This window comes from Micromonospora sp. NPDC023633, assembly GCF_040640035.1.
GTDB lineage: Bacteria > Actinomycetota > Actinomycetes > Mycobacteriales > Micromonosporaceae > Micromonospora.
The window spans coordinates 41,881-53,835 of record NZ_JBFABB010000003.1; the positions used below are offsets into that span (position 1 = coordinate 41,881).

An 11,955-nucleotide genomic window follows, 5' to 3' on the forward strand; every position below is an offset into this window, starting at 1 on the left:
TCAGTCGCGGGTCAGCTTGCGGTAGGTCACCCGGTGCGGGCGGGCCGCCTCCGCGCCGAGCCGGTCGACCTTGTTCTTCTCGTACGCCTCGAAGTTGCCCTCGAACCAGAACCACTTGGCCGGGTTCTCGTCGTCGCCCTCCCAGGCCAGGATGTGCGTGGCGACCCGGTCGAGGAACATCCGGTCGTGGGAGATGACCACGGCGCAGCCGGGGAACTCCAGCAGCGCGTTCTCCAGGCTGGAGAGGGTCTCCACGTCCAGGTCGTTGGTCGGCTCGTCGAGCAGGATCACGTTGCCGCCGATCTTCAGCGTCAGCGCGAGGTTGAGCCGGTTGCGCTCGCCGCCGGAGAGCACCTTCGTCGGCTTCTGCTGGTCCGGCCCCTTGAACCCGAACGCGGCGATGTACGCCCGCGACGGCATCTCGACCTTGCCGACCATCAGGTGGTCGAGCCCGTCGGAGACGACCTCCCAGACCGTCTTGTCCCCGGCCAGGCCCTGCCGGTTCTGGTCGACGTACGACAGCGAGACGGTCTCGCCGACCCGGACGTCGCCGCTCGTCGGCTGCTCCAGCCCGACGATGGTCTTGAACAGGGTGGTCTTGCCGACGCCGTTGGGGCCGATGATGCCGACGATGCCGTTGCGCGGCAGCGAGAACGACAGGTTCTCGATGAGCACCCGGTCGCCGAACCCCTTGGTCAGGTTGTGCGCCTCGATCACGGTGTTGCCCAGGCGCGGGCCCGGCGGAATCTGGATCTCCTCGAAGTCCAGCTTGCGGGTCTTCTCCGCCTCGGTGGCCATCTCCTCGTAGCGGTCGAGGCGGGCCTTGGACTTGGTCTGCCGCGCCTTGGCGTTGGAGCGGACCCACTCCAGCTCCTCGGTGAGGCGCTTCTTCATCTTGGCGTCGCGGCGGCCCTCGACGGCCAGCCGGGCGGCCTTCTTCTCCAGGTAGGTGGAGTAGTTGCCCTCGTAGCCGACGGCCCGGCCGCGGTCCAGCTCCAGGATCCAGCCGGCCACGTTGTCGAGGAAGTACCGGTCGTGGGTGATCGCCATGACGGTGCCCGCGTACTTGGCCAGGTGCTGCTCCAGCCAGGAGACGCTCTCCGCGTCCAGGTGGTTGGTGGGCTCGTCGAGCAGCAGCAGGTCGGGCGCCTCCAGCAGCAGCTTGCACAGCGCCACCCGGCGCCGCTCGCCCCCGGAGAGCTGGGTCACGTCGGCGTCCGGCGGCGGGCAGCGCAGCGCGTCCATCGCCAGTTCGAGCTTGGAGTCGATGTCCCACGCGTCGGCGTGGTCCAGCTCCTCCTGGAGCTTGCCCATCTCCTCCATCAGCTCGTCGGAGTAGTCGGTGGCCATCTGCTCGGCGATCTTGTTGAACCGCTCCAGCTTGGCCTTGGTCTCGGCGACCGCCTCCTCGACGTTGCCGAGCACGGTCTTGGCGTCGTTGAGCGGCGGCTCCTGGGCGAGCAGGCCGACGGTGTAGCCGGGCATCAGCCGGGCCTCGCCGTTGCTCGGCCGGTCCAGGCCTGCCATGATCTTGAGGAGGCTGGACTTACCGGCGCCGTTGGGGCCGACCACACCGATCTTGGCCCCCGGGAGGAAGCTCAGCGTCACGTTGTCGAGCACGACCTTGTCGCCGTGCGCCTTGCGCGCCTTTTCCAGGACGTAGATGTACTGGGCCACGGTGCGGGCTACCTCCGTAGGTTGCGACTGGGGTCGGCGGGCGCGGGCGCGGGCTGCGTCTCCACCCGCCGCCGCCGGCCGGGCGGCCGGCCGCACGCACGCCACCGTCAATCCTGACAGGTTCGCGGCGCCACCCCCACATCACCCCGCCTCCGACGCTCCGCCCGCGCCCTGCCACCCCTGCTTCCGAGCAGGGGTATCGACAAGATCACGCCAGGGGTTGGACCATGGTGGGAAGGGTAGGTGACTCCGGCACGGGGCCCCAGAAGCCGCAGCTACGCTCAGTACGCTCATTCGCGGTTGACCCGTCAGCACCCGGAGGTGGCCGAACGTGACCGTCCGCAGCTCCTTTGTCGTAGTGGCGAACCGGCTACCCGTCGACGAGGTGAGCACCCCCGAGGGACGGCAGTGGCGTCGCAGCCCCGGAGGGCTGGTGACCGCACTGCACCCCGTCCTCGCCGAGCACCAGGGCACCTGGGTCGGCTGGGCCGGCGGCACCGGCGCCGCCCCCGAGCCCTTCGACCTGGAGGGCATCCGGCTGCACCCGGTGCCGTTGAGCGCGGAGGAGCTGGAGCGCTACTACGAGGGCCAGTCCAACGCGACGATCTGGCCGCTCTACCACGACGCGGTGGAGACGCCGGCCTACAAGCGCCGCTGGCGCGAGGCGTACCGGCTGGTCAACGCCCGCTTCGCGGAGGCCGCGGCGGAGGTCGCGGCCGAGGGGGCGACGGTCTGGGTGCAGGACTACCAGCTCCAGCTCGTTCCGGCGATGCTCCGCGAGCTGCGGCCCGACCTGCGGATCGGCTTCTTCCTGCACATCCCGTTCCCGCCGATCGAGCTGTTCATGCAGATGCCGTTCCGCACCGAGATCCTGCGCGGCCTGCTCGGCGCCGACCTGGTCGGGTTCCAGCAGCGCCTCGCCGCGCAGAACTTCGTCCGGCTGGCGCGGCACCTGCTCGGGCTGCGCTACGAGGGGCAGATGATCCAGGTCGACGGCCGCCAGGTGAAGGCCGGCGCGTTCCCGATCTCCATCGACACGAAGGAGATGGAGCGGCTGGCCGCCGACCCGGGCATCCAGGCCCGGGCGAAGGAGATCCGCGAGGAGCTGGGCAACCCGAAGACGATCATCCTGGGCGTCGACCGGCTGGACTACACCAAGGGCATCGAGTTGCGGCTGAAGGCCTTCCGCGAGCTGTTGGCTGACGGAAAGTTGACAGTTCCCGACGCGGTCATGGTGCAGGTCGCCACGCCCAGCCGCGAGCGCGTGGAGCACTACCAGGCACTACGCGTGAAGGTGGAGCGGGAGGTCGGCCGGATTAATGGCGAGTTCGGCAGGGTCGGCGTGCCGGCGGTGCATTACCTGCATCAGTCGTACAGTCGCACTGAACTGGCCGCGATGTACGCCGCCGCCGACGTGATGATGGTGACCCCGCTGCGAGACGGAATGAATCTGGTAGCCAAGGAGTACGTCGCATCGCGCGCCGACCAGGGCGGTGCACTCGTGCTCAGCGAGTTCGCCGGCGCCGCCACCGAGCTGCGTCAGGCGTTCCTGTGTAACCCGCACGACCCTGACGCGGTCAAGGATGCCCTGCTGAGGGCCGTGCACGTCGAGAAGCCGGAGGCACGCCGCAGAATGCGGACAATGCAACGCCATCTACGCACCCACGATGTGGGGCACTGGGCGAAGTCCTTCCTCACCGAGCTCGGTGTGCCTCAAGCGGAGGTCGCGTGAACGCCGCCAGCGAGATCATCACCCCGGCGGCCGGCACGATGGACCCGGAACTGCGCGCCGCCATCGGCCGCATCGCCCGGGTGCCTCAGCTTCTGATCGCCTGCGACTACGACGGCACCCTGGCGCCGATCGTGGAGGACCCGAGCAAGGCCGTGCCGCTGCCGGAGTCGGTGGCGGCCGTCCGGGCGCTGGCCGCCCTGCCCCAGACCACCGTGGCGGTGGTCTCCGGGCGGGCCCTGCGCGACCTGGCCGCCCTCTCCCGGCTGCCCAGCGAGGTCCACCTGGTCGGCAGCCACGGCTCCGAGTTCGACATCGGCTTCGTCGAGCGGCTCTCGCCCGAGCTGATCGCGGTCCGGACGCGGCTGCGCGACGCCCTGCGCGAGATCGCCGCGGCCCACCCGGGCATCCGGCTGGAGCGCAAGCCGGCGAGCGTCGCGGTGCACACCCGCGGGGTGGCCCCCGAGGTCGCGGCGGCCGCCATCGAAGCGGTCCGCAGCGGCCCCGCGACCTGGGAAGACGTCACGGTCACCCAGGGCAAGGAGGTCATCGAGCTGTCGGTGGTCGCCACCCACAAGGGCACGGCCGTCGACCAGCTGCGCACCCAGCTCTCCGCCAGCGCGGTGCTCTTCATCGGCGACGACGTCACCGACGAGAACGCCTTCGGCAACCTGCACGGGCCGGACGTCGGCATCAAGATCGGCCCCGGTGACACCAGGGCCGGCTACCGGGTCGCCGAGCCGATCGAGGCCGCCCGCGCCCTCGGCCTGCTGCTGGAGACCCGCCGGCACTGGCTCTTCGGCGAGCGGGCGGTGCCCATCGAGCGGCACTCGATGCTGGCCAACGGGCGGACGGTGGCCCTGCTCACCCCCGAGGCGAAGGTCACCTGGCTCTGCCACCCCAAGCCGGACTCGGCGGCGATCTTCGCCGACCTGGTCGGCGGCAGCCCGGCCGGGCACTTCAGCGTCGCGCCGGAGCGCGGGGGCATCCCGCTCGGCCAGCGCTACCGCTCGGGCACGATGACCGTCGAGACCCGGTGGTCGGGCCTGACCGTCACCGACTGGCTGGACAAGCCGGCCAAGGAGACCACGCCCGACGGCCCGGCCGTCGTGACCGGCGACTCGACCCTGGTCCGGGTGCTGACCGGCTCGGGCCGCGCCCGGCTGGAGTTCGCGCCCCGGCCGGAGTTCGGCCAGGTCGCGGTGCAGTTGCAGCCGATCGGCGACGGCCTGCTGGTGCTCGGCTCGAACGAGCCGGTCGCGCTCTACTCCCCCGGGGTCGAGTGGCAGGTCACCAACGACGGCGGCTACGAGACGGCCAAGGCGGTCGTCGACCTCTCCGCCGCCGGTGGGCAGGTCGTGCTGGAGCTGCGCTTCGGCACGCACAGCCTGGAACACCACCGGCTGCCGGTCCACGAGCGGCAGGCCCTGGCCGAGCAGCCGTGGAAGGACTGGGTCGCCACCCTGCGGCTGCCGAGCACCGCCCGGGACCTGGTGGTCCGCAGCGCGCTGACCCTGCGCGGGCTCTGCCACGAGGCCACCGGCTCGATCCTGGCCGCCGCGACCACCTCGCTGCCGGAGGAGCTGGGCGGCGTCCGCAACTGGGACTACCGCTACTGCTGGCTGCGGGACGCGGCGATGACCGCGCGCTCCCTGGTCGACCTGGGCTCGATCGAGGAGGCCGAGGCGCTGCTGCGCTGGGTCGACGGGTGCATCGAGCGCACCGGCGGGCACCCGGAGCGGCTGCACCCGCTCTACACGGTGGACGGCTACGAGCTGGGCGCCGAGGCGGTCATCGACACCCTGCCCGGTTACGCCGGCTCCCGGCCGGTCCGGGTCGGCAACCTCGCCAACCACCAGCTCCAGCTCGACGTCTTCGGCCCGATCGCGGACCTCATCGCGGCCGTGGCCGACGCCCGCGGCTCCGTCCGCGAGGACGAGTGGCGGGTGCTCGACAACATGGTCGAGGCGGTCCGCCGCCGCTGGCACGAGCCCGACCACGGCATCTGGGAGGCCCGCCTCCCCCCGCGGCACCACATCTTCTCGAAGGTGATGTGCTGGATGACCGTCGACCGGGCGCTGCACGTGATGCGCCAGCACGGCGGCGAGGACCGGCCGGAGTGGGTGGAGCTGCGCGACCGCATCGGCGCCAACGTGCTGGAGTACGGCTGGCACGAGACCGTCGAGGCCTACAGCGTGGCGTACGGGGACGAGGACATGGACGCCTCGTCGCTGTGGATCGGGCTGTCCGGCCTGCTCCCCGGCGACGACCCGCGCTTCCTCTCGACCGTCCTGCGGATCGAGGCGGACCTGCGCAGCGGCCCGGTCGTCTACCGCTACCACTGGGACGACGGCCTGCCCGGGCGCGAGGGCGGCTTCCACATCTGCACGGCGTGGCTCATCGAGGCGTACCTGCGCACCGGGCGGCGGACCGACGCCGAGGAGCTGTTCTCGCAGATGGTGGACACCGCCGGCCCGACGGGCCTGCTGCCCGAGCAGTACGACCCGCTGGCCGAGCGCGGGCTGGGCAACCACCCGCAGGCCTACAGCCACCTCGGCCTGATCCGCTGCGCCCTGCTGCTGGACAACATGCTCAAGCAGTGACCTGACCAGCGACGACGGCGGCCGGAGAGGGATCTCTCCGGCCGCCGTCGCTCATCCCACGGGATCAGACCCGACCCGAACGGACCCGAGCCCGCCCACGGGGATGTCCGGGGAGCCCGCTCGCGGAGGGATCAGGCCTGACCGCCCGGAGCGAGCGGGCTCCCCGGACATCCCTCAGGACCAGCCCCGGCGAGGGCGGTGACCACGTCCCCCAGCACCACCACCGCGGGCGGGCGCAGCCCCGCGGCGACCACGTCGGCGGCCACCGCGCCGAGCGTGGAGCGGAGCACCCGCTGCGCCCCGGTCGTCGCCTCCTGCACCACGGCGGCCGGCGTCTGCGCCGGCCGGCCGTGCGCGACCAGCGTCGCGGTGATCGCCGCGAGGTTCTTCAGCCCCATCAGGACGACCAGCGTGCCGCGCAGCCCGGCCAGCGCGTCCCAGCGGACCAGGGAGGCCGGCGAGTCGGGGGCGACGTGCCCGGAGACCACGGTGAACTCGTGGGCCACCCCCCGGTGGGTGACCGGGATGCCCGCCACGGCCGGGGCCGCGATCGAGCTGGTCACGCCGGGCACCACGGTCACCGGCACACCGGCCGCCGCGCAGGCCAGCAGCTCCTCGCCGCCGCGGCCGAAGACGTACGGGTCGCCGCCCTTGAGCCGGACCACGACCTTCCCGGCCAGGGCCCGGTCCACCAGGATCCGGTTGATCTCCTCCTGCGCGCGGGACGGCCCGTACGGGATCTTGGAGGCGTCCACGAGTTCGACGTCGGCGCGCAGCTCGTCGAGGAGCAGCCCCGGGACGAGCCGGTCGGCGACCACCACGTCCGCCTCGGTGAGCAGCCGCCAGCCCCGGACGGTGATCAGCTCCGGGTCCCCGGGGCCGGCACCGACCAGCGCGACCCGCCCGGTAGGGGTGCGGGGAAGGGTCCCCTCCTGCGCCGCGGGCGTCGACAGGGGGCCCGTCCGCACGCCCAGGAGGTCGCGGACGGCGTCGCGGACGGCCATCGCCCGGCGCGGGTCGCCCCCGCCGAGCACCGCCACGGTCACCGGCCCGTGCCGGGTCACCGCCGGGGTCCAGGCGGTGGCGGCGGCGCGGTCGTCGGCGCGTACGCAGAAGATGCGGCGTTCGGCGGCGGCGGCGCTGACCGACGCGGCGGCGAGCGGGTCGTCGACCGCGACCTGGACCAGCCACGCGCCGTCCAGGTCGTCGGGGGCGAAGCGGCGCGGCGCCCAGTGCAGCCGTCCGGCGTCGACGTGCGCGCGCAGCGCCGGGGTCAGCTCCGGCGCGACGAGGAAGACGTGCGCGCCGGCGTCGAGCAGGGCCGGCACCCGTCGGGTGGCCACCGCTCCCCCGCCGACCACGACCACCCGTCGGCCGGCGAGCCGCAGGCCGAGCGGGTACGGGTTGCCGCTCACGTCGCCGCCTCGCCACGGGGTCCGATGGTCCGCCCGCTCACTTCTCGGCCACCCCCGCCGAGTCGAAGGTGGCGACCTCGTGCAGCACCCGGACCGCGCCGGTGACCACCGGCAGCGCGAGCAGCGCGCCGGTGCCCTCGCCCAGGCGCAGCCCGAGGTCGATCAGCGGCTCCAGGCCCAGCCGTCGCAGCGCGACCGTGGCCCCCGGCTCGGCGGAGCGGTGCCCGGCCACCATGGCGGCCACGGCGTGCGGGGCGAGCGCCGCCGCGGCGAGCGCCGCGGCCACCGCGATCACCCCGTCCAGCAGCACCGGCGTCCGGCGGGCGGCGGCACCCAGGATCAGCCCGGCCAGCGCGGCGTGCTCCAGTCCGCCGACGGCGGCCAGCACGCCCAGCGGGTCGGCCGGGTCGGGGGCGTGCCGGCGCAGCGCGGCCCGCACGACGTCGACCTTGCGGGCGTACGTCGGGTCGTCGACCCCGGTGCCCCGGCCGGTCGTCTCCGCCGGGTCGATGCCGGCGAACGCGGCGATCAGGGCGGCGGCCGGCGTGGTGTTGCCGATGCCCATGTCCCCGGTGAGCAGGATGCCCGCGCCGGCGTCGATCAGCTCGTCGGCCACCCGGATGCCGGTCTCGACGGCCGCGCGGGCCTCGTCGCGGGTCAGCGCGGCGGTCACCGCCAGGTCCCGGGTGCCGGGGCGGACGTTCGCCGCGACCAGCCGGGGCGCGCCGCGGGTCGGCGGGGCGCCGACGCCCTCCTCGTTTGGCGCGGCGACCGGGAGCGGGGTGGCCACCCCGACGTCGACCACGGTGACCGTGGCGCCGGCCTGCCGGGCGAACGCGTTGACCACCGCGCCGCCGGCCAGGAAGTTGCCGATCATCTGCGCGGTGACCTCCTGCGGCCAGGGCGTCACCCCCTGGGCGTGCACGCCGTGGTCACCGGCGAAGATGGCGACGGCGGCCGGTTCGGGCAGCGGCGGCGGGCAGTGCCCGGCCAGGCCGGCGAGGCGTACGGAGAGTTCCTCCAGGGCGCCGAGCGAACCGGCCGGCTTGGTGAGCCGCCCCTGCAACTCCCGGGCGGCGGTCATCGCCGGCTCGTCCGGCGGCCGGATCGCCGCGATCGTGGTCTCCAGCATCATGCCTCCAGGATCTCCGCCAGTACCTCGGTGAACGCGTCGGTGGTGGCCGGGTCGCGCACGGCGATCCGCAGCCAGTCCGGGCCGAGACCGGGGAACGTGTCGCCCCGGCGCACCGCCCAGCCGCGCCGCCGCAGGGCGAGCCGCACGTCGGCGGCACCGGCGACGTGCACCAGCACGAACGCGCTGGCGGGGCGGCCGGCGACGCGTACGCCGGGCAGGGCCGACAGGCGGGCGACCAGGTGGTCGCGGTCGGCCGCGAGCCGGGCGGCGATGGCGCGCTCGGCCTCGACCGCGACGGGCGTGGCGCAGGCCGACGCGGCGGCCAGGGCCGGGGTGGAGACGGCCCAGAGCGGCTGGGCGGCGGCCAGCCGCTCCAGCAGCGCGGCCTCGCCGAGCAGGTAGCCGATCCGCAGGCCCGCCAGGCCCCAGGTCTTGGTGAGGCTGCGGACCACCAGCAGGCCCGGCAGGTCCCGCCGGGCGGCCAGCGACTCCGGCTCGCCGGCCACGCCGGGGGCGACGGTGGTGTCGGCGAACGCCTCGTCGACCACCAGCACCCGACCGGGCCGGGCGAGGGCGGCCAGGTCGCCGGCGGGGTGCAGCACCGACGTCGGGTTGGTCGGGTTGCCGATCATCACGAGGTCGGCGTCGGCGGGCACCCTGGCCGGGTCGAGCCGGAAGTCGTCGTCCGCGTCGAGCAGCACCCGCTCCACCTGGTGCCCGGCGGCACGCAACGCCGCCTCGGGCTCGGTGAACTGCGGGTGCACCACCACCGGCCGGCGCACGCCGCGCAGCGCCCGGGCGAGCAGCACGAAGCCCTCGGCCGCGCCGGCGGTCAGCAGCACCTCGGCCGGCGGGCGGGCGTGCCGGGCCGCGACGGCGGCCCGCGCCGGCCCCGGGTCGGGGTACGCGGCGAGGTCGCCGAGCGCGGCGGTGATCGGATCGGCCAGCCAGTCGGGCATGGCGTCGCGCCGCACGTTGACGGCGAGGTCGACCAGCCCCGGCCCCACCTCGGCGTCGCCGTGGTGGGTGAGGTCGGGCTCGCCCCCGGTGGGCTCGGTTCCTGGGAGGGTCTCGGTCGGCTGACCACGCATGTCCGCGATCCTGCCGGGAAGGTGGCGCGCGGGACAGCGGATCCCGGCGTGGGCCGCGTCACCACACGGGCGTTTATGAATATTTCTCAAGTACGAATCGGAAATGTCATAACTTGAGCTGGTGAGCAATCGACCCCTTGCTGCCGCTGGTCGTCTCGTTCCCCTCCTCCGCGCCGGACTGATCGCCGGCATCGTCGTCGCCGCCGTGGCGTACCCGGTGGCCGCCGCCACCGGCCTCGGCGCCAAGGTCACGGCGCACGCCATGGAACACAAGACCAAGATCCTCACCACCGCGCTGCCGGCCGAGACGTCGTACGTCTACGCGCCGGACGGCAGGACGGTGCTGACGATGTTCTACGAGGAGTACCGGCAGTACACGAAGCTGGCCGACATCTCGCCGAACATGCAGCAGGCGATCGTCGCCGCCGAGGACAACCGCTTCTACCAGCACCGGGGCGTCGACCCGAAGGGCGTCGCCCGCGCCTTCGTGGCGAACGCCCGCTCCAGCGGCGTCTCCCAGGGCGCCTCCACCCTCACCATGCAGTACGTGCGGATGGCGCTGCGGGACAGCGCGAAGACGCCGAAGGAGGTGCAGGAGGCCACCCAGCAGACCAGCCTGCGCAAGGTCCGCGAGATGCGGATGGCGATGGACCTGGAGAAGGAGCTGAGCAAGGAGCAGATCCTGGAGCGCTACCTCAACTCCGCGTACTTCGGGCACCGCGCGTACGGCATCTACGCGGCCAGCGAGATCTTCTTCTCCAAGGCCCCCCGGGACCTCAGCCCCGTCGAGGCGGCCACCCTCGCCGGCCTGGTCAAGTCCCCCTCCGAGTACGACCCGGCCAGCTCCGACCAGAAGGACGCCACCGGCCGGCGCAACTACGTGCTCGACCGGATGGCCCAGCTCGGCTACCTCTCGCCGGACGCCGTCGCGCAGGCGAAGACCGAGCCGATCCGGCTGAAGCTGACCTACCCGCCGAACGACTGCGCCGCCGTGCCCGAGAAGTGGAACAGCTGGGGCTTCGCCTGCGACTACCTGAAGAACTGGTGGAGCGCGCAGCCCGCGTTCGGCGAGAACCGGCTGGAGCGGATGGACAAGCTGCGCCGGGGCGGCTACCGGATCGTGCTCAGCATGGACCCGAAGATCCAGGAGGCCGCCGAGAAGAACGTCGGCGCCAAGGAGAACACCGGCAGCCCGTTCGCCAACGGCATCGTGGTCTCCGAGCCCGGCACCGGCCGGGTCAAGGCGATGGCGGTGAACCGGACGTACTCGCTGGACCTGAGCCAGAACGGGCAGAGTTCCAACCCCGAGGCCGGGCCGAAGGTCAAGGCGAACTACCCGAACACCGTGGCGCCCCTGCTGGGCGGCGGCGACCTGCCGGGCTACCAGGCCGGCTCGACGTTCAAGATGTTCCCGATGCTGGCCGCGCTGGACGCGGGCATGCCGCTGTCCACCTCGTTCAACGCCCCGCACCGGTACCGCTCCGAGGTCTACGACGGCTGGGCGCCGTCCAACGCCAGCGGCGCGATGAGCGGCAACCAGACCATGTGGTCCGGCTTCGGCAAGTCGGTCAACACGTACTTCGTGTGGCTGGAGGAGCAGGTCGGCGCGGACAAGGCGGTCCACCTCGCCGAGCAGCTCGGGCTGCGCTGGCGCACCGACGTCGACAAGGAACAGGCGTCCCCGGCCAAGGTCAAGAAGTGGGGCGCGTTCACCCTCGGCGTCTCCGACGCCACGCCGCTGGAGATGGCCAACGCGTACGCCGCGATCGCCGCGGACGGCCGCTACTGCGAGGCGATCCCGGTGCAGGCGATCTACAACCGCGACGGCACGCCGACCACCTGGAAGACGGCCTCCGGGATCGAACGCGAGGTCGCCAAGCCCCGCTGCCGGCAGGTGGTGAACGCCGACGCCGCCCGCGCCGCCACCGACGCCGCCCGCTGCCCGACCGGCGACACCCCGGCGCGCGGGAGCTGCGGCGGCTGGTCGACCGCGGACAGCGTGCGGGGCACCGTGGGCCGCCCGGTGGCGGGCAAGACGGGCACCACCGACAGCACCCGGTCGGCCTGGTTCGTCGGTTACACCCCGGAGCTGGCGGCGGCGAGCTTCATCTCCGACCCGGACAACCCGTTCAACGCGGTCGGCGACGGCCAGTCCCAGATCCCGATCAAGGCGGTGGCGCAGACCCTCCGCGACGGCCTCAAGGGCCAGCCCACCCGCCAGTTCACCCCGCCCTCGGACCGCATGGTCGGCTGAGCCGGGGAGCTCCGCCGGCCTCCTCTGATCGCCGTGCCGCCCGAGAGGGCC

At 73.2% G+C, this 11,955-nt stretch carries 7 protein-coding genes; 3 read left to right on the top strand and 4 right to left on the bottom strand.

Going from position 1 to position 11,955, the window contains the following annotated elements; translation table 11 throughout:
• On the bottom strand, positions 1-1,677 hold the full coding sequence (gene ettA, locus AB0G13_RS01565) for an energy-dependent translational throttle protein EttA (protein ID WP_357867258.1): 1,677 nt from the start codon (positions 1,675-1,677) through the stop codon (positions 1-3).
• A gap of 331 nt (positions 1,678-2,008) precedes the next feature.
• Between ettA and AB0G13_RS01570 the strand changes: the two genes are divergently transcribed.
• On the top strand, positions 2,009-3,409 hold the full coding sequence (locus tag AB0G13_RS01570) for a trehalose-6-phosphate synthase (protein WP_334607924.1): 1,401 nt from the start codon (positions 2,009-2,011) through the stop codon (positions 3,407-3,409).
• On the top strand, positions 3,406-6,009 hold the full coding sequence (gene otsB / locus AB0G13_RS01575; protein ID WP_357867262.1) for a trehalose-phosphatase: 2,604 nt from the start codon (positions 3,406-3,408) through the stop codon (positions 6,007-6,009). The genes AB0G13_RS01570 and otsB overlap by 4 nt, the downstream gene beginning before the upstream one ends.
• 131 nt (positions 6,010-6,140) lie before the next feature.
• Here the strand turns inward: otsB and cobA are convergent, their stop codons facing one another.
• From cobA to cobC, 3 genes are read right to left on the bottom strand one after another with little or no spacing between them, the layout of a single operon-like run.
• Entirely contained in the window at positions 6,141-7,424 is a 1,284-nt protein-coding gene (cobA, locus tag AB0G13_RS01580; RefSeq protein ID WP_357867265.1) for a uroporphyrinogen-III C-methyltransferase, read from the bottom strand.
• Between the two features lie 37 nt (positions 7,425-7,461).
• Positions 7,462-8,556, bottom strand: coding sequence for a nicotinate-nucleotide--dimethylbenzimidazole phosphoribosyltransferase (cobT, locus tag AB0G13_RS01585; RefSeq protein WP_357867477.1), 1,095 nt, complete (start codon positions 8,554-8,556; stop codon positions 7,462-7,464).
• A complete protein-coding gene (gene cobC / locus AB0G13_RS01590) occupies positions 8,556-9,650 on the bottom strand; it encodes an Rv2231c family pyridoxal phosphate-dependent protein CobC (RefSeq protein WP_357867268.1) in 1,095 nt (364 codons plus the stop codon). Before cobC ends, cobT begins: the two co-directional genes overlap by 1 nt.
• A 121-nt stretch (positions 9,651-9,771) precedes the next feature.
• Here cobC and AB0G13_RS01595 point away from each other — a divergent pair, with 121 nt between their 5' ends.
• Complete coding sequence (locus tag AB0G13_RS01595; RefSeq protein ID WP_357867272.1) at positions 9,772-11,904, top strand: transglycosylase domain-containing protein; 2,133 nt, start codon at positions 9,772-9,774, stop codon at positions 11,902-11,904.
• Positions 11,905-11,955 lie beyond the last annotated feature (51 nt).

Bases quoted from the DNA above. Each gene is read 5' to 3' on its own strand.
- cobT (WP_357867477.1), bottom strand. From the start codon at position 8,556: ATGCTGGAGACCACGATCGCGGCGATCCGGCCGCCGGACGAGCCGGCG.
- cobC (WP_357867268.1), bottom strand. From the start codon at position 9,650: ATGCGTGGTCAGCCGACCGAGACCCTCCCAGGAACCGAGCCCACCGGG.